This is a genomic window from Microbacterium sp. ZW CA_36, from assembly GCF_044987475.1.
GTDB lineage: Bacteria > Actinomycetota > Actinomycetes > Actinomycetales > Microbacteriaceae > Microbacterium.
The window spans coordinates 32,304-53,367 of record NZ_JBJDRL010000021.1; the positions used below are offsets into that span (position 1 = coordinate 32,304).

18 protein-coding genes are annotated in these 21,064 nt (G+C 70.3%); 7 read left to right on the plus strand and 11 right to left on the minus strand.

Features of this window, described 5'->3' with window-relative positions; translation table 11 throughout:
- Nucleotides 1-32 precede the first annotated feature (32 nt).
- The gene (locus ACI3KX_RS11025; protein ID WP_363357726.1) at nt 33-680 is read right to left on the minus strand and encodes an NAD(P)-binding oxidoreductase; all 648 of its coding nucleotides are present in this window, start codon (nt 678-680) and stop codon (nt 33-35) included.
- Between the two features lie 75 nt (nt 681-755).
- Between ACI3KX_RS11025 and ACI3KX_RS11030 the strand changes: the two genes are divergently transcribed.
- Entirely contained in the window at nt 756-1,727 is a 972-nt protein-coding gene (locus ACI3KX_RS11030; protein ID WP_404909765.1) for a cupin domain-containing protein, read from the plus strand.
- A 21-nt stretch (nt 1,728-1,748) separates the two neighbouring features.
- On the opposite strand, the gene ACI3KX_RS11035 is transcribed toward ACI3KX_RS11030, so the two are convergent.
- Nucleotides 1,749-2,690, minus strand: a complete 942-nt coding sequence (locus ACI3KX_RS11035) for a DMT family transporter (protein ID WP_404909766.1) — start codon at nt 2,688-2,690, stop codon at nt 1,749-1,751.
- 308 nt (nt 2,691-2,998) lie between these two features.
- Here ACI3KX_RS11035 and rpsO point away from each other — a divergent pair, with 308 nt between their 5' ends.
- Nucleotides 2,999-3,268, plus strand: a complete 270-nt coding sequence (gene rpsO, locus ACI3KX_RS11040) for a 30S ribosomal protein S15 (protein WP_056121136.1) — start codon at nt 2,999-3,001, stop codon at nt 3,266-3,268.
- Between the two features lie 108 nt (nt 3,269-3,376).
- On the opposite strand, the gene surE is transcribed toward rpsO, so the two are convergent.
- From surE to ACI3KX_RS11060, 4 genes are all read right to left on the minus strand, one after another.
- The gene (gene surE, locus ACI3KX_RS11045) at nt 3,377-4,171 is read right to left on the minus strand and encodes a 5'/3'-nucleotidase SurE (RefSeq protein ID WP_363357724.1); all 795 of its coding nucleotides are present in this window, start codon (nt 4,169-4,171) and stop codon (nt 3,377-3,379) included.
- On the minus strand, nt 4,168-5,247 hold the full coding sequence (locus tag ACI3KX_RS11050; protein WP_404909768.1) for a 1-phosphofructokinase family hexose kinase: 1,080 nt from the start codon (nt 5,245-5,247) through the stop codon (nt 4,168-4,170). The genes surE and ACI3KX_RS11050 overlap by 4 nt, the downstream gene beginning before the upstream one ends.
- A 70-nt stretch (nt 5,248-5,317) precedes the next feature.
- Nucleotides 5,318-6,379 carry an isopenicillin N synthase family dioxygenase gene (locus tag ACI3KX_RS11055; RefSeq protein WP_404909770.1) on the minus strand — a complete coding sequence of 354 codons (1,062 nt, stop codon included), beginning with the start codon at nt 6,377-6,379 and terminating at the stop codon, nt 5,318-5,320.
- A 153-nt stretch (nt 6,380-6,532) separates the two neighbouring features.
- Entirely contained in the window at nt 6,533-7,675 is a 1,143-nt protein-coding gene (locus ACI3KX_RS11060; RefSeq protein ID WP_404909772.1) for an epoxide hydrolase family protein, read from the minus strand.
- A gap of 68 nt (nt 7,676-7,743) precedes the next feature.
- Between ACI3KX_RS11060 and ACI3KX_RS11065 the strand changes: the two genes are divergently transcribed.
- Nucleotides 7,744-8,694, plus strand: a complete 951-nt coding sequence (locus ACI3KX_RS11065; protein WP_363357720.1) for a WYL domain-containing protein — start codon at nt 7,744-7,746, stop codon at nt 8,692-8,694.
- A 42-nt stretch (nt 8,695-8,736) separates the two neighbouring features.
- On the opposite strand, the gene ACI3KX_RS11070 is transcribed toward ACI3KX_RS11065, so the two are convergent.
- Complete coding sequence (locus ACI3KX_RS11070; RefSeq protein WP_404909773.1) at nt 8,737-9,912, minus strand: acyltransferase family protein; 1,176 nt, start codon at nt 9,910-9,912, stop codon at nt 8,737-8,739.
- Between the two features lie 143 nt (nt 9,913-10,055).
- Between ACI3KX_RS11070 and ACI3KX_RS11075 the strand changes: the two genes are divergently transcribed.
- Together ACI3KX_RS11075 and ACI3KX_RS11080 are read left to right on the plus strand one after the other, a co-directional pair.
- The gene (locus tag ACI3KX_RS11075; protein ID WP_404909774.1) at nt 10,056-11,636 is read left to right on the plus strand and encodes a carboxylesterase/lipase family protein; all 1,581 of its coding nucleotides are present in this window, start codon (nt 10,056-10,058) and stop codon (nt 11,634-11,636) included.
- Nucleotides 11,637-11,649: 13 nt separating this feature from the next.
- Complete coding sequence (locus ACI3KX_RS11080; RefSeq protein ID WP_404909776.1) at nt 11,650-12,531, plus strand: alpha/beta fold hydrolase; 882 nt, start codon at nt 11,650-11,652, stop codon at nt 12,529-12,531.
- 56 nt (nt 12,532-12,587) lie between these two features.
- On the opposite strand, the gene ACI3KX_RS11085 is transcribed toward ACI3KX_RS11080, so the two are convergent.
- From ACI3KX_RS11085 to ACI3KX_RS11100, 4 genes are read right to left on the minus strand one after another with little or no spacing between them, the layout of a single operon-like run.
- Complete coding sequence (locus tag ACI3KX_RS11085) at nt 12,588-13,505, minus strand: carbohydrate ABC transporter permease (protein ID WP_404909777.1); 918 nt, start codon at nt 13,503-13,505, stop codon at nt 12,588-12,590.
- Nucleotides 13,505-14,440, minus strand: a complete 936-nt coding sequence (locus ACI3KX_RS11090; protein ID WP_404909779.1) for a carbohydrate ABC transporter permease — start codon at nt 14,438-14,440, stop codon at nt 13,505-13,507. Before ACI3KX_RS11090 ends, ACI3KX_RS11085 begins: the two co-directional genes overlap by 1 nt.
- A 1-nt stretch (nt 14,441) precedes the next feature.
- Entirely contained in the window at nt 14,442-15,728 is a 1,287-nt protein-coding gene (locus tag ACI3KX_RS11095; protein WP_404909780.1) for an ABC transporter substrate-binding protein, read from the minus strand.
- 39 nt (nt 15,729-15,767) lie between these two features.
- Nucleotides 15,768-17,936, minus strand: coding sequence for an alpha-galactosidase (locus ACI3KX_RS11100; protein ID WP_404909782.1), 2,169 nt, complete (start codon nt 17,934-17,936; stop codon nt 15,768-15,770).
- A gap of 125 nt (nt 17,937-18,061) precedes the next feature.
- On the opposite strand from ACI3KX_RS11100, the gene ACI3KX_RS11105 reads away from it, so the two are divergent.
- A complete protein-coding gene (locus tag ACI3KX_RS11105; protein WP_363357712.1) occupies nt 18,062-19,177 on the plus strand; it encodes an ROK family protein in 1,116 nt (371 codons plus the stop codon).
- Between the two features lie 24 nt (nt 19,178-19,201).
- Nucleotides 19,202-20,974: an alpha-glucosidase gene (locus ACI3KX_RS11110; RefSeq protein WP_404909784.1), complete on the plus strand. Its 1,773-nt coding sequence runs from the start codon at nt 19,202-19,204 to the stop codon at nt 20,972-20,974.
- Nucleotides 20,975-21,064: the final 90 nt, after the last annotated feature.

Below are 21,064 nucleotides of genomic sequence, written 5' to 3' on the forward strand. Positions count from 1 at the left end.
CCGAGGCATCCGCTCTTCTGCATGTGCGCGGATCAGCCCGAGACCGACACCGTCTCGCGTACCCGGTCGGTGCTCTCGACGAGCTCGGCATGGACACGTGCGACGCCGCGGCGGGCGACTCTGTTGCGGCGGATGCTGCCGTCGGTCGACGTGAAGTGCTCGGCGGACTCATCGTCGGTCAGGTACACCGGCTGGACGATGGTCCAGTCGAGCTCCGATCCCCGCAGGACCCCCTCTTGAATCTCGGAGTCGATGATCTGCGGGCGGATGAGCAGTGCGAACAGGATCCGATCGGTGAGCCGCAGCAGGGCGCGCGTGTCGCCGACGCCGTACGACGACTGCACGACGAGCCGGCTCACGCCCGCGCGCCGCGCCGCCGCCACGATCGCGGCCGTGCCCTTCGAGCGCACGTCGTCGGCGGTGCCCTGAGCGCCGCGCAGCCGCACCCTCAGCGGGGGCTCCGAGATGCCGAGCGTCACCACGATGGCGTCGTGGCCGGGCACGACGCCATCGAGCACGGAGGCGCGTGTGGCGTCGCCGTCGACGCGCGCCAGACCTGCGCGGCTCGGCAGCGAGGAGGCGTGGCGCGCGAGCGCCGTGACCCGGTGGCCGCGTTCGAGCAGGGCATCGCAGACGGCGCGGCCGGATCCGCCGGTGGCGCCGATGACGAGGATGTTCATGAGGTTCTCCCTTCGGTGGTGAACCCACCCTCGCAGTCGCCCGCAGGATGATCTATCGTCAGAAGTACGTATTCCATGACTGATCGTCCGGGAGGCTTCATGAGCGTCACCATGCCGTGGGACACGGAGGACGCCCTGACCGCCGCGCTCTACCGCGTCCGCATGCGCGGCGCGTTCTATTCGTGGACGGAAGCGTCCGCGGAGGGTTCCGTGGAGATGCCGCAGTTTCCGAGCACGCTCAGCTTCCACATCGTCGCGCACGGGACGGCACACCTCGAGGTCGAGGGTGCCGACGCTGTCCCGCTCGATGCCGGGATGCTCGCGCTCGTGCCACGGGGGATCGGGCACCGCATCTCGACGAGTCCCGGTGCGCAGGTCGTCGGACGCGCCGACCTCCTGCCGCAGACGATGCTCGGCGACGCCTTCTCGGTGCTGAGGATCGGGCCGGAGGCCGCCGATCCGCCCCTGGCGATGCTGTGCGGTGTGGTCGCGTTCGACTCGCCCGCGGTCGATGACATGCTCGCGGTGCTGCCGTCGGTCGTCATCGTCGACTCGGCCAGGCATCCGGTGATGGCGGCACTCCTGCCGCTGCTCGCGCGCGAGCTGCGGGAGCCGAAGCCCGGGGGAGATGCCGTCGCCACGCGGCTGGCGGACGTGCTCGTCGTCGAGACCGTCCGAGCGTGGCTGGCCGACCAGGAGTCGGAATCGAGCGGGTGGCTCGCTGCGCTGCGGGATCCGCAGCTGGGCGCCGCACTCGCCGCGGTCCACCGCGATCCGGGGCACCCGTGGACTCTCGACGCGCTCGCGCGCCGCGCGACGATGTCGCGCTCGGTCTTCGCGGCGCGGTTCACCGCGGTGGTCGGCACGCCGCCGATGACCTATGTGTCGGCGGCGCGGATGCGCGCCGCGCGCGCGATGCTCGCCGAAGGACGCAGCGTCGCGGCGGTCGCCGCCGCGCACGGCTACGGATCCGGGGCCGCGTTCAGCCGCGCCTTCGCGCGCGTGATCGGTGAGACGCCGGGGCGCGTCCGCCGGGCCGCGGCCTGAGGAGAGTCGATCGGGCGCGTGTCAGGAGCGCGGTCGCCGGCGTAGGCGGTCCTGCGCGAGCAGGATGCCGAGGAAGACGACGAGTGCGCCGAGGGGCTCGTTCCACGAGATCGTCTCGCCCAGGATGACGATGCCGAGGATGACTCCGACCACCGGCGTGATGTAGGTGACGGTGGAGGCGCGCGTGGGACCCCACGCTCGGACGGTGTTCTGGTTCCAGACGTACGCGATCCCGGTGCCGAGGCAGCCGAGCAGGACGAGGCTCACGACGATGGGCACGTCGAGGCGTACCGGGGTCAGGACGAGGAACGGCGTGAGCACGACCATCACCGCGCCTGCCATGGCGATGTAGCCGAAAGTGAACGCCAGTGCCGACATCCCCGTGTTCGAGACGAAGCGCCGCATGTACGCGAAGCTGAAGCCGTAGCTCGCGGTCGCCCCGAGGATCGCCAGCTCGGCGACGAGGCTGCCGCCCAGCGCGACGCCTTGCCACGGCGCGATGATCACGATCACGCCCAGGATGCCGACGCCGATGCCGATGACCTGCACCGCCTTGAGGCGCTCCACGCGGAACACCAGCCAGGCCATGATCGCGGTCATGATGGGAGTCGTCGCGTTGAAGATGCTCGCGACGCCCGAGCTCACGTGCTGCTGCGCCCACGAGAACAGCAGGAACGGGATGACGCAGAAGGTCAGCCCGAGCACCGTCAGGTGGCCCCAGACGCGGAGGCTGCGCGAGAGCTGCTCGCGGCGCAGGAGGACGAGCGCGCCGAGCGTGAGGGCGCCCAGCAGGATGCGGGTCCAGGCGACCTGCGCCGGGGAGATGCCGGTCAGCGAGACCTTCATGAAGAGGAAGCTCGAGCCCCACACGATTCCGGCGAGCACGAACTGCACCGTGATCCAGCGCGCGGAGGGCAGTCGCTCTGCGCGTGTCACGGGAGCCGTGTCGGTCGTCGATGCCACGTGGCCACCCTACGGTCGCCCTGCGACGCCGGGGCGCGCGGTCGGCTGCGACGTCCGAAATCCGCCGATCTGCGGCGGTTCGGCTACGTTGCGGCGACGGTCAGCGGACGGGATTCTCGGCGTCGTACGCCCGGATGCCGGCGAGCGTCGACCCGATTCGGACGTACCCGGGCTCAGCGTGAGCGCGTTCGCCGCGGCATCCGTCTGCTGGTAGACTCTTCAGGTTGCCGTTAGATCGGCCGCGGATAAAGAGAGCTCGCGCATCAGGCGTCGGGCGCCGCGCAACGACGAGAAAGGGGATCCCATCTATGCCACTCGAATCAGACGCCAAGAAGGCGATCATCGAAGAGTACGCGACGCACCCCGGTGACACCGGATCCCCCGAGGTGCAGGTCGCGATGCTGACGCAGCGCATCAAGGACCTTACAGAGCACCTGAAGGAGCACAAGCACGACCACCACTCGCGTCGTGGTCTGTTCCTGATGGTCGGTCAGCGCCGTCGTCTGCTCGGCTACCTCCAGGACATCGACATCAACCGCTACCGGTCGCTGATCGAGCGCCTCGGACTCCGCCGCTAAGGCATCGCGCACCAGCGTTCTATCGCGCGAAACATTCTTGGAAGGCCTCCCCAGGGTGTGGGGAGGCCTTCATCTTTTCCGCTGATCGCTGAGCCCGCGGGGTTCGCCTCACGCCTCGCGCTGCGAGGCTGCCGACCGCGACGGGCGGGCGGATGCGCGTGACGCCTCGAAGCCGAGTGGCAGCTGCGACACCGTATCGAGGCCGGTGAGCGTGACCCATCCCTCCGCCAGGAGTGCGGCGTCGCTGCCGGGCTGCGGGGTGTTCGGCAGGTCCTCGACCGCCAGGCGGATGTGGCCGGCGTCCCGCTCGCTCAGCGTCGTCTGCACGATGCCGAAGGGGGCGAGGGCGGCCTCGACCGCCCCGCGGTTGTCCGGCGCGTTCGGGACGTTGACGTTGACGACGGTCCCGCGTGGCCGCTCGAGCAGGAACGGCAGGACGCCGATCGCGGCGGCGGAGGCGGCATCCCAATGGAACTGCTCCGGATTCATGCCGACGTCCAGTGACACCGCGGCCGCCCATGCCCCGTTGAGGCCGCCGGTCAAGGCAGCGCCCACGGTTCCGGAGTGCAGGATGGCGCGGCCGACGTTCGCGCCGTGATTGACTCCCGACAGCACGAGCTCGGCCGGGTCGCCGAAGGCGCCGTGCGCCGCGATGAGGGCGATGAGCCCCGGGCCGCCGCGCACCGCGAAGGCGGCGATGCCTTCGAGCCCGGGAAGCTCGCGGCGCTCGATCGCGATACGGCCATCCTCCTCGGCGGCCACGATCGACGCGCTGGAGCCGCTGGACTGCCGGACGGGCGCCGCGATGGTCACCTCGAGACCGGCGTCACGGGCGGCACGGGCGAGGGAGTGGAGGCCCGGGGCGTCGATGCCGTCGTCATTGGTGATGAGCGTGCGGGTCATCGCGGGTTCCCCGATTCCGCCGTCTCGGGGTGCCCGGCCCGCGGCGAGCCGCCCGACGGCGCCCCGCCCGGCGGATGCTCCGCCGGCTCTGCGAGGGCCGCGAGCCCGTCCGGACTGACGTGGCCCGTCACCGGCTGATCCATCCCCGCCTCGGCCTCATCGAGCAGCTGCCTTACTGTCACCGCCGATCGCAGCGCCGCGATCGCGTCGGGATCGCCGGTTCCCAGCCCGTGTCGCGTGACGTTCAGCGCGGCCGCGGCGGCGCCGGTCACGATCGCCTCGCGCACGCTCTCGCCGCGCGCGATGCCGGCCGCCACGCCTGCGGTGAGCGAATCACCGGCGCCGCGCGTGTCGGCGACCTCCAGGCGCGGTGCCGTGACCTCGAGGAATCCGTCCGGATCGAGCAGGAGCATGGGTTCGGGCGAGCGCGAGACGATCACGGCACGCGCCCCCTCCTTCCGGAGCCGCCTCATCGCGGCCATGATCCCCGCTGCGGAGTCGTCGTCGATACGCCCGTCGCTCGCCAGCTCCTCGTCGCTGACCTTGAGCACGTCGACGCCGCCCTCGACAGCCGCGTCGAGTCGTGCGCCGGCGAGATCGACGACGACCGTGGCGCCCCCGGCGTGAAGATCGGCGGCCAGCCGGCGGTAGGTGTCGGCAGGGAGCGTCTCGTCGCCGGCCGGTCCGCTGAGGATCGCCAGGCCGGAGGCGAGTCCCTCGCGGAGGGTCACACCGTAGAGCTCGTCGAGATCGTGCCGGGCGAGGGGGTCACCGCCCGTCTCGGCGATGATGCGACGCTCGCCGCCGCGGCGATCGTGCACGTAGGCCGAGCCCTTCCCGGGCCGCTCGACGCCTGCGACGGTGAGGCCCTCGTCTTCGAGCAGATGCCGCAGCATCCGCCCGATCTCGCCGGTCAGACTGCAGCACATCGTCACCGAGACACCGAGTCGCAGCAGCATGCGCGCCTGCCAGACGCCCTGGCCGCCGGCGTGGACATGGATGTCCGGCTCGTCGTCGTGCTCCTCGACGGTGACGGTGAGCGTCGGGGAGGGGGCGAAGATCGTCACGTCGCTCATACCGCCACGCTAGGCGCGCGTCCCGCCGTCGAGGACCCCCTTGCACGGCGCGGGGAGACCTGCAAGAACGTCAGGCGGAGGAGCCCGATGCCACCGCTTCCCGGGCGCTCGGCTCGGAAGCCGCCGCACGCGCCGCCACGAGGTCCGCATGGTGGATCCCGGCGACGTCGGGGTGGGCGCGCAGGCGCGACTTGAGCGCGTTCTCGCCGTAGAGCGCGTGTATCGGATTCGACGGGTCCTGCGTGACACCGCGCGCCTGCGCGGCGAGCTCGTCGGGCAGCTCGATCAGCGGGAGGCGCTTGTCCAGCGCGGGGTTGAAGAAGAACGGGACCGAGATGCGGTCGTCGGGGTACTTCGGCGAGATGACCCGGTGCTTGGTCGCGATCAGGTAGCCCTGCGTGGCGTGCTCGAGCAGCTCGCCGATGTTGACGACGAACGCGCCCGGTACCGGGGGCGCATCCACCCACTGTCCATCACGCTCCACCTGGAGTCCGCCCTTGCCGGGCTCGACCCACAGCAGCGTGAGCACCCCGGAGTCCTTGTGGGCGCCGACTCCCTGCTGGGGCGTCGGGTCCTCCTTGCCGGGGTAGCGGACGATCTTGATGAGCGTGGACGGCTCGCCGAAGTGCTCGTCGAAGTAGTTCTCCGCCGCCCCGAGCGACAGCGCCCAGGCGCGCAGCAGCTTGCGCGCGACGCCCGACAGGTGGTCGTGCCACTCCGTCACGACGTCGCGCAGCTCGGGCTGCGCTTCGGGCCAGAGGTTCGGCCCGATGAGGCGCGCGAAGTCCGGGGCATCGGGCTCCGTCACGGCCTCGCGCTCGGGGCCGATGTCGATCTGCTCGCGCCAGTCGACCCTGCCCTGCGTGCGCTCGCCGCCGATGCGCGTGTATCCGCGGAAGTGCGGGCTGTTGACGTTCTCGATCGCGAGCTTGTCGGCTTCGGGGAGGGCGAAGAACCCGCGGGCGGCGCGGTGCAGACGTGCTTCCAGCGCGGGCGAGACGCCGGTGCCGGTGAGATAGAAGAACCCGACGTCGTGGGTCGCCGCGCGCAGTTCGTCGCGGAACTGCGCGGCCGCCTCGGCACCCGCGTCGAGCCGGGAGAGGTCCAGGATCGGCAGATTGAGCTCGGTCATGAGGCGAGGCTAGGCGGATGCCGCGGCATCCGCTCGGTTTGTTGCGTACCGTTTCTGCCCCCCCACGTTCACTTGCGCTGAACGTACGCGACATGCCCGGCGTGGCGTACATCCAGCGCAAGTGAACATAGGGGGCGGGGAGCACAGGGGGCGTCAGGCGCGGGCGAAGAAGGTCCGGATGTCGGTGACCACCAGCTCCGGCACCTCCAGCGCCGCATAGTGGCCGCCCGTCTCGAAGCGGCTCCAGTGGACGATGTTCGTGTTGTCGCGCTCCGCGAACACCTTGATCGTCTGGAAGTCGTCCTTGAACACGGCGACACCCGTGCGGGCGCCGCTCACGCGCGGCTCGGCATCCGCCAGCGCATTGTCGCGGTAGGCACGGCTCATGCCGGCCGACGCGTTGGCGAACCACGCGACGCTCACCTCGGTGAGGATGGCGTCGAGGGGGACGAGGCTGGTGCCGTTGCCGAAGGAGTTGAACAGCTCCGCGTAGGCGAGGTGCCCCACCGGCGAGTCCGACAGCGCCGCGGCGATCGTCTGCGGACGGGCGGCGTTCATCGTGTTGTAGGCGCCCACGGACTGGAACCACTGCATGTGCTCGAGCCCGGCGTAGTCCTGGGGCTCCAGCTTCTCGAACTCGGCCGGGTCGCCCGACGGGAACGAGAACAGCTGCAGCACGTGCAGGCCGAGGAACCCCGCGGGATCGAGCAGCCCCAGCTCGCGCGCGACCATCGCCCCGTTGTCGCTGCCGTGGATGCCGTACGAGTCGTAGCCCAGACGGCGCATCAGCGTGTCGTAGGCGGCGGCGACGCGCGCGGTGGTCCAGCCCGGCTGCGTGACCGGCTGGCTGAAGCCGAACCCGGGCGCATCGGGCACGACGACATCGAAGGCGTCCTCGGCGCGGCCGCCGTGTGCGACGGGGTCGACGAGCGGGCCGATCATGTCGAGGTAGTCGACGAACGAGCCCGGGTACGTGTGCGCGAGGATCAGCGGCGTGGCGCCCTCGTGCGGCGAGCGCACGTGCACGAAGTGGATCGGCTGCCCGTCGATCTCGGTGAGGAAGTGCGGGAACTCGTTCATGCGCGCCTCGGCATCGCGCCAATCGAAGTCGTCGCGCCAGCGTGCGACGGCATCCGCGAGGTACTGGTGGGGTGTTCCCGACTCCCAGTCATCGGAGGGCGCCGGCTGGGGGAGCCGGGTGCGCGCCAGGCGGTCGGTGAGGTCGTCGAGGTCGGCCTGCGGCACGTCGATGCGGAAGGGGCGGATGTCGGTGGTGGCGGCGGTTGCGGTGTTCATGTCTACGACGCTACGGTCGAAACAGGCAGGTTCTCTTCCTGATATCCGAGATCGACGAAACGAGCGAGATGGCCGACACATCCGCGCGGATGCTCGCACTCCTCGCGCTGCTGCAGAGCCGCCCGCGATGGCCGGGGCCCGAGCTGGCCACGCGACTCGACGTCTCGGTGCGGACCATCCGCACCGACATCGAGCGCCTGCGCTCGCTGGGCTACCCCGTCGAGGCCGAACGCGGCCGCGCCGGGTCGTACCGGCTGGCAGCGGGCGGCAAGCTTCCACCGCTGCTGCTGGACGACGAGGAGGCGGTCGCCGTGGCGATCGGGCTGCGCGTGGCCCGCGGCGTGGCCGGCGTCGACGAGGCGGGCGCCCGCGCGCTCGCGAAGCTGCTGCAGGTGCTGCCCGAGCGCCTTCGGCCCACCGTGGATGCGGTGGCGGCGACCATCGACAGCGGCCCCGAGAACGTGGGCACCGACGCACCCGACCCCGAGGTCGATCCCCGCGTGCTGAGCGCGGTCGCGCAGGCGGTGCACGCGGGGGAGTGGCTGCGCTTCGACGACCGCGGTACGGCTCGACGCGTCGAGCCGTACCGGCTGCTCAGCTGGCAGCGCCGCTGGTACCTCGTCGCGCGCGATCCCGACACCCAGGAGTGGGAGACGTTCCGGCTGGACTGGATCGAGCCGCGTATGCCGACGCGGCGTCGCTTCGACCCCGTGCCGGTGCCCGGGGGAGACTTCACCGCCTTCGCGCTGCGCTCGATCGCGGCCGCCGGGTGGAACGTCCATGCGCGTCTGCGGATCGCCGCGCCTGCGGAACAGGTGATCGCGCGCATCAACCCGACCGTGGGCGTCGTCGAGGCGGTGGGGCGGACGACGTCCGTGCTGGTGACGGGCGCCGACAGCCTCGAGACCATCGCCGCCTACATCGGCATGCTGGGCATGGACTTCACCGTCGACTCTCCGCCCGAGCTCGTGCCGCACCTGCAGCGCCTCGCGGAGCGCTACGCGCGCGCCGCCGGCTGATCGCGAAGGCGCCGTCACGGAAGTGACGCTGCGCCACGCCGGTCAGCCGTTCTGGCGGGGATCGGGTCGGGGCGCCCGCGGTTGCTCGCGCGGCCGGCGCGAACCGGTGGGATCGCTGCGACGACCCTCGCGTCGCGCCAGCGTGCGGTCGGCGAACAGCCACGCCGGGCGCGGCTCGACGAGCGGGCGGAAGACGCGGCGCACCGGGCGCGTCGCCAGCCCCAGTGCGATGAGCACCGAGCCGACGATGACCAGCGGCAGCCAGAGCCAAGTGGGCTCGGCGTTGCGCAGCAGGCCGTTCTCGCGGAACGGGTACAGCACGAACGAGTGCAGCAGGTAGACGTACATCGTGTACTGGCCGAAGTGCGTCCACCAGTGGGTGTCGCGCGGAAGCAGCGCGAAGAACGCCGTCGACAGCAGCACCGCCACCATCATGAGGACGAGGCGCACGCCGCCGGCCCACCACTGGGTGCCGCCGATGGACGCGTAGTTCTCATCGTAGAAGAGCCACTCCCGCAGGTTCATGGCTCGCCAGTCGTCGACGAAGAACCACGCCGCCCAGGCGGCGATGGCGAACAGGCCGATGCCTCCGGCGAACACCCACCACGGGCGGCGGTCCAGCAGCCGCAGCCGTGCGACGACGTCGTGCTCGCGCAGCCACCAGCCGAGGGTGAAGAAGGGCAGCAGGCCCAGGGTGCGCGACAGCGAGAACGTCGAGTCGATGTTGGGCAGGTAGCCCGCGCCGATCGAGATCACCACCGTCCACAGCAGTGGCCAGCGCAGCAGCGCGAGGTAGGGGAGCACGACGCGGAAGATGCCCAGCGCCAGCAGGAACCAGAGCGTCCACGAAGGCTGGGTGAGGTTGGGGTTGGCCTGCCCTTCGACGAGCCACTTCGTCAGGGTCCACAGTCCCTCGAACACGACGTACGGCACCAGGATGTCGGTGATGACACGCGCCATCTGGGTCTTCGTGGGGGCATCCGACTTGGAGAAGTAGCCCGAGATCACGGCGAACGCCGGCATGTGGAACGCGTACACGACGAGGTAGAGGCTCAGCGCGATGTCGGAGTCGTACGTCAGCCGCTGCACGGCATGACCGAGCACGACCAGGACGATGCAGGCGAAGCGGGCGTTGTCCCAGAAGGGCGTGCGCCGTCGGGGGCGGGCGATCGACCCCGTCGGGGTGGTCGCCGCGGGGGGAGCGCTGCTGCCGGTCATCGTCACCTCTCGCCGGGGCGCAGACCAGACTATCCGGGGATGATCCGCTTCGCCTCCGCTTGACACCGAGTCCCACGCGGGCTGAGTCTGAGTACGGCAGCGCCGCCGACGTGCGCCAGGAGGAGACCACGATGATGGTGCCCATGCCCTCTGCCCGCGGCGCCCAGCCGGTGCAGGACGCCCCTGCGCGCACGAGCACCACGACGACAGAAGTCGCGGCCGGCGCGCCGGACGACGCGCGTCCCGTCGTGCGGATCGGCGGCGGTCTCGTTCGCGGCACCCGGGAGGGAGCGCTCGATCGTTTCCTCGGCATCCCGTACGCCGCCGCGCCGGCCGGCGGTCTCCGCTTCCGCGAGCCACAGCCGGCACCGCCATGGGAGGGGGAGCGGGATGCCTCGGCCTTCGGTCCCACGGCTCCGCAGGCGCCCTATGGCGGCGGCCTCGAGAAGTACCTGCCGACCGTCGACATCGCCGGCGACGACATCCTCACGGTGAACGTGTGGACGCCGGCCGACCGCCCGGCAGGTGCTGCGCTGCCGGTGCTCGTCTTCGTGCACGGCGGCGCACTCACCCGCGGCGCGGCAGCGCTGCCGGCCTATGCCGGGCAGACGTTCGCACGGCACGGCATCGTGTACGTCTCGATCCAGTACCGGCTCGGCCAGGAGGGCTTCGCGGTGCTCGACGACGTGCCGCAGAACCTCGGCGTGCTCGACCAGCAGGCGGCGCTGCGCTGGGTGCGGCGCGAGATCGCGGCCTTCGGCGGTGACCCTGCGACGGTGACCGTGATGGGCCACTCCGCCGGCGCCAACACCCTGACCGCACTGCTCGCCCTGCCACACGCCACGGAACTGTTCGACCGCGCGATCCTCCAGTCCGGGCCGCTCTCCGCGCAGTCTTCGAAGAAGGCCGGACGCATGACGCGCGAGATCGCGAAGAGGTTGAAGGTCTCCGCGACGCGCGCCGGATTCGCCGCGGTGAAAGCGGAAGAGCTGGTGGCGCAGCAGCGGGCGATCGCCGCGGGCGGCTCGCCGCTCGGCCGCGGCCCCAGCGTTGCGCTCGCCATCGGCGGCGACGCCGTGCCCCGCAATCCCCTCGACGCCCTGCTCGCCGGCGCCGGCCGCGGCATCCCCGTGCTGATCGGCTCCACGAGCGAGGAGTACCGGCTCTGGTTCGTGCCCAGCGGAGTGCTCGACCGGATCACGAATCGCACCCTGGCCCTCGCCCGCCTCGCGTCGCGGGTGCCCTCGCGCATCGTGAAGGCGCACCGTGCCCGCCGGTCCGATGCGACACCGGGCGAGGTGCTCGGTGAGGTGGTGACCGACGTTCTCCTGCGCGGCCCGATCGCGAGGTTCGCCGACAGCCGGACAGACGACCCGGCTGCGCCTGGCAGCCGGGTGGTCGATTCGGCAGCCGCCTCCCCGACGTGGGTCTACGAGTTCCGGTGGCGCAGCCCCGTCGACCGTCTGGGCGCCGCGCACGGCATGGAGCTCGGCTTCGTGTTCGATCGCATCGACACGCCCGACGCCGCGGCTCTGGGCGGCCATGCCGGTCCGCAGACGCTCGCCGACGCCATGCACCGCGCCTGGGTGTCGTTCGTGGTCACGGGCGATCCGGGGTGGGAGGCCTGGTCGAGCCGGCGGCCGGTGCAGGCGTTCGATGCCGACGGCGGCCACATCGACTACGCGCCGCGTCAGGACGAGCTCGACGGTCTTCCCGAGCGGTAGTCTCACAGTCGCGATGACGACGATCGACGACGCGCTCGAGCGCGACCAGGCCCTGCCCGACCTCGACTGGCACGTGTTCCCCGACGGTACCGAGCGCGATGTGTTCCGTGCCCCGAGCGGCGGCCTCGCCAGGGTCCGTCTGGGCGACCCCGCCGCGCCACGCGTGGTGCTCGTGCCCGGCGTGGCGGGATCGAAGGAGGATTTCGTCCTGCTGTTCCCGCTCCTCGCGGCCGCCGGTTACCGCGTCGAGGCGTACGACATCGCCGGACACTACGAGTCGGTGGACGCGGGGCCGCAGCACCTCGATCCGCCCCGAGAGTCCTACGACTACCCGCTGTTCGTCGACGACCTGATCGCGATCCTCGAAGCCGGCGGACCGGCGCACGTGCTCGGCTACAGCTTCGCGGGCCTGGTGACCGAGCTCGCGCTGGTCGCGCGCCCCGACCTCTTCCGCAGCCTCACGCTGATGGCGGCGCCGCCGGCGACGGGCCAGGTGTTCCGCGGCGTGAAGCACATCGGCCCCATCTCCGACATGTCGCCGCACCGTGCGGCGGGGCTCATCCTCTGGGGCATCCGCTACAACCTCAACCGCACGCCCCCCGGACGCATCGCGTTCGTGCGCGAGCGGCTCGGGGTCACCGGCCGCGCCTGCATCGACGACGTCGTCGGCCTCATGATGGCCACGCCCGATTTCTCGGACGACGTCGCCGGGATCGAGATCCCGAAGCTCATCGCCGTCGGGGAGCATGACCTGTGGCCGCAGGCGCAGCACGACGCCTATGCGCTGCGCATCGGCGCGCGTGTCGCGACTTACGCTACGGGACACGCTCCCTGCGAGACGGCCCCGCACCAGCTCGTGCGCGACATGCTGCGGCTCTTCGCCGACGCGCAGTGACAGCACGGTCCCCACGGCCCCTCCACTCGGAGAGGCCGTGGGGACCGGTCCCCTGATCACTTGATCGAGCCGCGCGTGACGCCGGAGATCACCCAGCGCTGGCTGAAGATGTAGACGATCAGCAGCGGTGCCATCGCCATCAGGTAGGACGCGAACGCCACGGTGTAGTCCGTGTTGAACTGCCCCTGGAACACGTACTGCGCGAGGGAGAGCGTCCGTGCGGAGGGCTCGGTCAGCACCACGAGCGGCATGATGAAGTCGTTCCACGCCCAGACGCACGTGATGATGCCGACAGTCGCGTTCATCGGCATGAGGAGCGGGAAGATCACCGACCAGAAGATCCGCCAGGTGGAGGCGCCGTCGACCCGCGCCGCCTCCTCGAGCTCGATCGGGATCGAGCGGATGTAGGCCGTGTAGATGAAGATGTTCAGCGACAGCCCGTAGATCGTGTAGAGGATGATCATGCCGGCCTGGTTGTCGAGCCCGAGGATCGACGTCTGCTTGACCAGCGGCAGCATGATGATCGGGAACGGGATGAACAGCGCGGCGAGCAGGTAGAAGAACACGCCCTTGAAGAACGGCCGGTGGATGTTCCGGGCCAGGGCGTACGCCACGATCGAGCTCGTCAGCAGCGTGAACACCACCGAGCCGACAGTGATGATCGCCGTGTTCAGCAGTGCCTGCGGGAAGCTCGTGCGCACCCAGGCGTCGGCGAAGTTCTCCCACCGGATCGGGTTCGGAAGCTCGAACCCGGTGCCCTGCGTCAGCTGATCCGGTGTCTTGAGGGCGACGACGACGGCCAGGTACAGCGGGATCAGCACGGTGAGCGAGCACACCGCGATCAGGGCGGTCGCCCACCAGTTGGTCCTGCGGGTGTCGTCGTCGGGCGCACCGCGCCGCTTGCGGCCGGTGCTGGCCGTGACGGCGTCCACATCCTGTTCCAGCTGTGATGCGGTGTTGGTCATGGTGGTCATCAGAAATCGGCCTCTCTGCGCTGAAGGACCCGGAATTGGAAGAGCGAGACGATCGTGATCACGATGAAGAACACCACCGCGTTGGCCGTCTGGTAGGCGAACTCGCCGCCCGAGAAGCCGCCCCGGAAGATGAGCAGCGTCACCGATTCGGTCGACGTTCCCGGTCCGCCGTTGGTGAGCGCGACGATCGGGTCGAAGACCTGCAGGAAGCCCTTCAGGCTCAGCACCACGTTGATGGTGAAGAACGCGCCGATGAGCGGGAACGTGATCGAGCGGAACTGCCGCCACGGCGACGCGCCGTCGAGAGACGACGCCTCGTAGAGCTCCGCCGGGATCGTCTGCAGCCCCGAGAGGTAGATGATGATCGCGAACGCGCAGGCCTGCCACACGGCCAGCGCGACGATGGCGGTCCAGGCCCACGTCCCGTTGGTCAGGATGTTGTCTCGGAAGAGCGGGATGCCCGACAGGATCTTCGGCAGCGAGTTCGAGAAGAAGAACTGGAACACGTAGCCGATCACCAGGATCGCCAGGATGTACGGCACGAAGTACACGCCGCGCCAGAAGTTGCGCGCCTTGATCTTGGCGTTGAGTCCGAGCGCGATGGCCAGCGAGAACGCGTTCGTGAGGATCGTCGCGACGATCGCGAACAGGAACGAGAACCCGTATGCCTGCAGCACGCGATCGTCGCGGAACAGGTTGAGGTAGTTCGACAGGCCCACGAAGTTCCAGGCGCCGTAGCCGGCGTAGTTCGTGAAGCTGAAGAAGATGCCCACGACGACCGGCAGGGTGTGGAAGGCGGCGAATGCGATGACCGCCGGCCACACCATCCAGTAGTAGGTCGCGGGGGCGCGGGACGAGTCCGTGCGCGTGCGGGTGGCGCGCTTGCGGGCGCTGCCGGCCGGAGTGGATCGAACGGCTTCGGTGAGGGTGGCCATGTCATTCTCCCGTCACGGGGATCGTGCGGGCGGCCACTTTGGCCCACTCGCTGTCGAGGGTCTTGAGCGCCTTCTCGGTGTCTCCATCGAAGAGGAACTGCTGGTCGGTGGGGATCAGCGGGACCGCCGGCGGGATCTGGTGGTCGATGAAGCCGGTGATCCTCTGGTCTTCGAAGAAGGGCCGCACGGACTGCAGTGCGGGATCGTCGCTGAGCTCGGCGTCCTCGACCGAGGGCACCATGTTCTGCGATTGCGCGAAACGCTCGATCACGTCGGGCTGGAACACGTAGTCGATGAATCGCATCGCCGCATCGTGCTTCGGGTTGTCCTTGCCGAGCGTGAACACCACGTCGACGCCCGAGACGAGCAGGCTCTCACCGGGCTCGTCCGTGGGGTAGGGGAAGATCCCCATCCGGATGTCGGGGTTCACCTGCTTGATCGGGTTGGTGGCCCAGATGCCCTGCAGCAGCATCGCGGACTCGCCACGCGCGAACGCCGCGTTGCCGTCGTCGTACGTCTTTCCGCGATAGCCCTCCTGCATGTACGAGTAGAGCTGGTACTGCCGATCCATCGCCTCGGTGAAGTCCTTCTCGAACGACACCTCGGACTCCGGGCCCACGTCCGCGCCCTGCTCGCGCATCTTGTCGAAGAATCCGTCCTGCGCGGGATACGCGCCGAGCGCGTTCCACGAGGGGATGCCGGTCCACGAGTCGGCCAGGGTTCCGTAGAACGGCTGGATGCCGGCATCCATGAGCGCATCGCAGACAGCGATGAGCTCATCCCACGTTTCGGGGATCTCGAGGCCCTGCTGGTCGAAGATGTCCTGGTTGTAGATGATGCCGTTGGCGTTGTTCACGTACCCGAGGCCGTTCACCTCGTCCCCGTAAGTGCCCAGGTCGGCGAGGATCTCCTGCACAGCCGGGTTGATGGTGTCGAGCACCGGTTCTTCCGAGAAGTCGTAGAACACCCCGGCTTGGGCGAGCCGGCCGAAGTTGCCGTTGGCGTTGAGGGTGATGACATCGGGGACGCGATCCTTCACCAGGAGCGTCCGGATCGCGGTGTCCGCGTCCGCCACCTGGTTCTGCACGACGCGGATGTCGGGGTTCTCCGCCTCGAAGTCCGCGATGATCTCGTTGAAGTCCTCGAGCGCCTCGCCCTTGAACTGGAAGAAGTTCAGGGTCGTGACGCCGTCGGCCGGCTGTTGTGCGCAGCCGCCGACGGCGGCGGCCGTTGCGGCGATGGCGGCGACCGCGAGCGGCCGGATCCATCGTCGGTGAGTGGTTCTCATCGTGCGCCTCCTTGCGCGTGGGGTGGGGAAGAAGTGTGTTCAGTTCTCGGCGGTGAGTTCGACGACCATGGCCTGCTGCGGGCGCTGCACGGGTGCGCGGACACCCGCCTCGGCGAGCTCGCGGCCTGTCAGCAGGGGCGCCGCGTCCGCCCAGGCGAGCGGCGACTGCCCCGCGTCGGCGCCGTCGCGCATCAGCACGCGGAGGCGGTAGCTGCGCGCGGGGTCGAGCCCGGGCATGCGGATCCGTCCCGGCGGGTAGGCGGCGCTCGTGGCGGCCTGGACGATCGTGAAGACGGCGGATGCCGCATCCGCGGCGACCATGCCCCGCACATCGATCCCCGGTTCGGTGCCGTCGACGTGGACGACCCGGCCCGATGCGATGAGCGGGCGCAGGCGCTTCGCGAGCGCCACCCACTGCGCGATGCCGGTGCGTGTGGCGTCGTCGAGCGTGGTGAGATCCCACTCGATGCCGAAGTGGCCGAACAGCGCGACGGCGCCGCTCAGGCCGAGGGAGACCGTGCGTCCCGACGAGTGGACGACGGGGCTCGTCAGGTGCATGCCCAGCATCTCGGGCGGCACGACGATGCCGGTGTGCCTCTGGTTGTCGAGGCGCTCGAGCGGATCGAGGCTGTCACTGGTCCAGACACGGTCGGTGCGGTCGAGGATGCCGAGATCCACGCGCGCACCGCCCGACGCGCAGCTCTCGATCTCGAGGCCGGGGTGGGCGGCCTTCAGCTCGTCCAGCAGACGGTAGACCGCGAGGGTGTGCTCGTGCACGCGCGCATTCCCGGCCGGTCCGCCGCCGGCATCCACCAGATCGCGGTTGTGGTCCCATTTGAGATAGGCGATCGGGTACTCGTCGAGGAGGGCGTGAAGGCGTGCGGCGATGTGGGCGTAGGCCTCGGGGTGCGAGAGGTCGAGCACCTGCTGCTGCCGCGCGGACGGCGGGAGCGACATCCGTCCCCGCAGGATCCAGTCCGGATGCCGGCGCGCGAGGTCGCTGTCGGGGTTGACCATCTCGGGCTCGACCCAGAGTCCGAACTCCATGCCGAGCGCGCGGACGTGATCGACGAGCGGGTGCAGGCCGTCGGGCCAGACCTCCCCGTCCACCGTCCAGTCGCCGAGGCCCGCGGTGTCGTCGCGGCGACCTTCGAACCAGCCGTCGTCGAGGACGAAGCGCTCGACGCCGACGGATGCCGCGGCATCGGCGAGAGCCGTGAGCCGCTCGAGCGAGTGATCGAAGTACACGGCCTCCCATGTGTTCAGCGTCACTGGGCGCGGGCGCCGCGGGTGCTGGGGGCGCGCGCGCCACTCGTCGTGGAATCGTCGGGACAGCTCCGTGAGACCGTCGCCCCACGAGCCGATGACCCAGGGGGAGCTGTAGGCGGCGCCGCTCGGCAGGACGATCTCGCCCGGCAGGAGGAGCTCCCCACCGGCGAGGAAGGCGTCGCCGCTCACCGTGCGTTCCGCGAGGACGCGGTGGTTTCCGCTCCACGCCACGTGGATGCCGTGCACGCGCCCTCCCTCGAAGCCGAAGCCGGGGCGGCCCGCAGCGAGGAGGATCGCGGCGTCCGCACCGGTGCGGCCACGGCGGCTCTCTCTGACGTGGGAGCCGAAGGTGAGGCCTCGCCGCTGGGGCGAGCGCTCGCGCAGGTGGTGCCCGGTCGTGTCGAGGACCTCGGTCGCGTCCCAGGGCAAGGGGAAGGTCGGCTGCACCGTCTGCAGGACGTAGGCAGTGGCGCCGGTGTTGCGCAGCGTGATGCGCTGGCGGAAGAGCCCGCTCGGCCCGATGCGCAGCTCGGCCCGCACCGCGAGTCCGGCCTCTGCATCGGCGAGGGCGATGCTCGCCCGGTGCTCGCCCGCCTGGACGTCGACGACCCTGAGGAGGATGCTGACCCCCGAACCGTCGCGGTGTCCCTCGAGAGAGGGCGTGCCGAACCATCCTTCGGCGCCCGTCGGCAGGAGCGTCAGAGCCGGCGTGGCGTCGAGGCCGCCCGAGACGCGCTGGCCGCGCGCCGCGATCGCCAGCCCCGCGAGTGTGGCGGGTGTCGAGTCGACGAGCGCGGCACCCCAGTGGACGATCGCGGGCGCGGGGGCGGCATCGAGGTCGACGACGACGCTCGTTCCGCCGCGCCTGAGGTGGAGCACCCGCGCGGCCGGAGCGGGAGCGGTGTGCTCGGCGTCGAGCAGCGGGTCGGTCCTGTGCATGGAGTTAGTTCTAGCATGGAAGTAATAGAGACTGCAAGGGTTGGAATGGTCGATAGAAAGGTGCTGATACCGCGCGATTCGTGCCATGATGGAATCATTGCCCACGGGGAGGGGAGCCGCCGACGATGCTGACGGACAGCGAACGTGCGCTCGCGCGAGCGGTGCTCATCCACGGGCCCATCGCGCGCAGCGCGCTCACGAACCGCCTGGGCCTGTCGCCGGCGAGCCTCACCCGGCTGGCCAAGCCGTTCCTCGACCGCGGCTATCTCGTGGAGCTCGACGATCTCGCGGACGGGTTGGTCGGGCGCCCCGTCCGGCCGCTCGATGTCGCACCCGGGCTCGGCCGTTTCGCCGGTGTCAAGGTCACCGGCGATGCCCTCGAGGTCGTCGTGACCGACGTGCGGGCCGCACTGCTCGCCCAGCGCACCGCCGCGCTCGACACCCATGAGCCGACCGGCGTCGCCGCGCGGATCGCCGAGGTGATCCGCGCGCTCGAGGTCGAGGCGCTGGTCGGCGTCGGCGTCGCGCTGGGCGGTGCCGTCGATGACGGCACCGTGCGCTACGCGCCGTTCCTGGAGTGGGAGGACGTTCCCTTCGCGTCCCTGCTGGAGCAGGAACTGGGTGTTCCGGTCGCGCTCGAGAACGATCTCGTCGCGCTCGCCGAGGCGGAGCGGTGGTTCGGTCTCGGCCGCGGCATCCCGGGCTTCGTCGTTCTGACGATCGGCGCGGGCGTCGGCTATGGCCTCGTCGTGGGCGGCGAGGTCGTGCGCTCGGCCGAGGCGGGCCTCGGGCTGGGCGGACACATCCCGCTGAACGACAACGGTCCGCTGTGCCAGGCGGGGCACCGCGGCTGTTCTCAGGCCATGCTCACGTCGGGCTCCATCGCGGCGCAGGTCTCGGCGGCGATGCAGCGCCCCATCTCGTACGACGAGGCTCTCGAACGCGCCGTGGCCGGCGAGCCGGCAGCTGCCGCGGTCGTCGACGCCGCGGCTGATGCGCTCGGCCGCCTGATCGCGCTCGCCGCGAATCTGACCTTCCAGACCGCTGCGGTGCTGGCCGGCGAGGGCATCGGGCTCTTCGCGATCGCCGAGGACCGTGTGCGTGCCGCCATCGCCGCCGGGCGCGATCCCCGCGCCGAGCCGGTGCGGCTGTACGTCGACGACTCGGGATTCACGGCGTGGGCTCGTGGCGCAGCCGCCGTCGCCATCCAAGCCGCCGTCGATCGGCTGCGACTCGACTGACCCCTCACCGACCAGGACGCCCTCATGAGCCACGACCCCAAGACCGCATCTGCAGACATCGCTGCCGACGACACGCCCGCCTGGTGGACCGGAGCGGTCGTCTACCAGATCTATCCGCGCTCGTTCCAGGACTCCGACGGCGACGGCGTCGGCGACCTGCGCGGCGTGCTGCGGCGCATCGACCACCTCGTCGAGCTCGGCGTGGATGTGGTGTGGTTCTCGCCGATCTATCGGAGCCCCCAAGACGACAACGGCTATGACATCAGCGACTACCGCGACGTCGACCCGCTGTTCGGCACGTTGGCCGACCTCGACGAGGTGATCGTCGCGCTGCACGAGCGCGGCATCCGCGTCGTGATGGATCTCGTGGTCAACCACACGAGCGACGAGCATCCGTGGTTCGCCGAGTCCCGGTCATCGCGGGACTCTCCCCGGCGCGACTGGTATTGGTGGCGCCCCGCGCGGGAGGGCATGGCGGCCGGTGCACCCGGCGCCGAGCCGACCAACTGGGCGTCGGCCTTCTCGGGACCTGCCTGGGAGCTCGACGAGGCGACGGGGGAGTATTACCTCCACCTGTTCAGCCGCAAGCAGCCCGACCTCAACTGGGAGAACCCGGACGTCCGGGCGGCCGTCTACGACATGATGCGCTGGTGGCTCGACCGCGGCGTCGACGGCTTCCGCATGGATGTGATCAACCTCATCTCGAAGGTGGTCGGCGCGGACGGATCGCTGGCCGACGGCGTGGTCGTGGACGGGCGCTTCGGCGACAGCCGCCTGCAGACGGTCAACGGCCCGCGCCTCCACGAGTTCCTGCAGGAGATGCACCGCGAGGTGTTCGAGGGCCGCCGCGAAGCGCTGCTGCTGGTGGGCGAGACGCCCGGCGCCACCGTCGAGGACGGCCGCCTGTTCACGGACCCCTCCCGCCGGGAGCTCGACATGGTGTTCACGTTCGAGCATGTCCACATCGATCACGGCCCCGGTGGGCGGTTCGATCTGCGCCCGCTCGACCTGCGCGAGCTGAAGGCGACGATGGCGCGCTGGCAGCACGGGCTGTTCGACGCCGGCTGGAACGCGCTGTACTGGGAGAACCACGACCAGCCCCGCAGCGTCTCGCGGTTCGGCGACGACAGCGCGTATCGCCGGGAGTCCGCGACGATGCTCGCGACGGTGCTGCATCTGCACCGGGGCACGCCGTACGTGTACCAGGGCGAGGAGCTCGGGATGACGAACGCGCACTTGCGCGAGCTCTCGGACTATCGCGACATCGAGTCGCTCCGCTTCGCCGCCGAAGCCCGTGCCCACGGCCGGCTCACCGACGAGCAGCTCGTGGAGGCGCTCGGATCGGGCAGTCGCGACAACTCGCGCACGCCGGTGCAGTGGGACGCGACCGCGTCGGCGGGATTCACGACCGGCACGCCGTGGATCGGGGTGAACCCGAATCACGTGACGGTCAACGCGGAAGTGGAGCGCGCGGATCCGGCATCCGTGTTCCACCACTACCGCCGCCTCATCGCGCTGCGTCACGACGACCCGGTGGTGCGGCTCGGCGACTTCGCCCTGGTCGCGCCGGATCATCCTCGCGTCTACGCGTTCACGCGCTCGGGCGAGGGTCCGACCCTCTTCGTCGCCGGCAACTTCTCGGGGGACCCGCAGAACATCGAGGTCGACGGGGTCGATCCGGCGTACGCAGAGCTCGTGATCGGCAACTACGACGACCGGCCGCCGGTGGCGTCTGGCGTGATGACGCTGCGGCCGTGGGAGGCCGTGGTGCTGCGCGCGGCGCCCCACCACCCGTGATCGAGCGGATGCCGAGAGTCGGCGGCATCCGCTCGGGAATAACCTTGGTACGCACGCGTTGCACGAGATACATTCATTTGCATAGATTCG

What these genes read in the sequence shown, in the direction of transcription:
- surE (WP_363357724.1), bottom strand. Translation starts at nt 4,171, where the DNA reads ATGACCCGCACGCTCATCACCAATGACGACGGCATCGACGCCCCGGGC.
- ACI3KX_RS11030 (WP_404909765.1), top strand. Translation starts at nt 756, where the DNA reads ATGACTGATCGTCCGGGAGGCTTCATGAGCGTCACCATGCCGTGGGAC.
- ACI3KX_RS11050 (WP_404909768.1), bottom strand. Translation starts at nt 5,247, where the DNA reads ATGAGCGACGTGACGATCTTCGCCCCCTCCCCGACGCTCACCGTCACC.
- ACI3KX_RS11065 (WP_363357720.1), top strand. Translation starts at nt 7,744, where the DNA reads ATGGCCGACACATCCGCGCGGATGCTCGCACTCCTCGCGCTGCTGCAG.
- ACI3KX_RS11080 (WP_404909776.1), top strand. Translation starts at nt 11,650, where the DNA reads ATGACGACGATCGACGACGCGCTCGAGCGCGACCAGGCCCTGCCCGAC.
- ACI3KX_RS11090 (WP_404909779.1), bottom strand. Translation starts at nt 14,440, where the DNA reads ATGGCCACCCTCACCGAAGCCGTTCGATCCACTCCGGCCGGCAGCGCC.
- ACI3KX_RS11110 (WP_404909784.1), top strand. Translation starts at nt 19,202, where the DNA reads ATGAGCCACGACCCCAAGACCGCATCTGCAGACATCGCTGCCGACGAC.
- ACI3KX_RS11060 (WP_404909772.1), bottom strand. Translation starts at nt 7,675, where the DNA reads ATGAACACCGCAACCGCCGCCACCACCGACATCCGCCCCTTCCGCATC.
- ACI3KX_RS11105 (WP_363357712.1), top strand. Translation starts at nt 18,062, where the DNA reads ATGCTGACGGACAGCGAACGTGCGCTCGCGCGAGCGGTGCTCATCCAC.
- ACI3KX_RS11075 (WP_404909774.1), top strand. Translation starts at nt 10,056, where the DNA reads ATGCCCTCTGCCCGCGGCGCCCAGCCGGTGCAGGACGCCCCTGCGCGC.
- ACI3KX_RS11055 (WP_404909770.1), bottom strand. Translation starts at nt 6,379, where the DNA reads ATGACCGAGCTCAATCTGCCGATCCTGGACCTCTCCCGGCTCGACGCG.
- ACI3KX_RS11085 (WP_404909777.1), bottom strand. Translation starts at nt 13,505, where the DNA reads ATGACCACCATGACCAACACCGCATCACAGCTGGAACAGGATGTGGAC.
- ACI3KX_RS11100 (WP_404909782.1), bottom strand. Translation starts at nt 17,936, where the DNA reads ATGCACAGGACCGACCCGCTGCTCGACGCCGAGCACACCGCTCCCGCT.
- rpsO (WP_056121136.1), top strand. Translation starts at nt 2,999, where the DNA reads ATGCCACTCGAATCAGACGCCAAGAAGGCGATCATCGAAGAGTACGCG.
- ACI3KX_RS11025 (WP_363357726.1), bottom strand. Translation starts at nt 680, where the DNA reads ATGAACATCCTCGTCATCGGCGCCACCGGCGGATCCGGCCGCGCCGTC.
- ACI3KX_RS11070 (WP_404909773.1), bottom strand. Translation starts at nt 9,912, where the DNA reads ATGACCGGCAGCAGCGCTCCCCCCGCGGCGACCACCCCGACGGGGTCG.
- ACI3KX_RS11095 (WP_404909780.1), bottom strand. Translation starts at nt 15,728, where the DNA reads ATGAGAACCACTCACCGACGATGGATCCGGCCGCTCGCGGTCGCCGCC.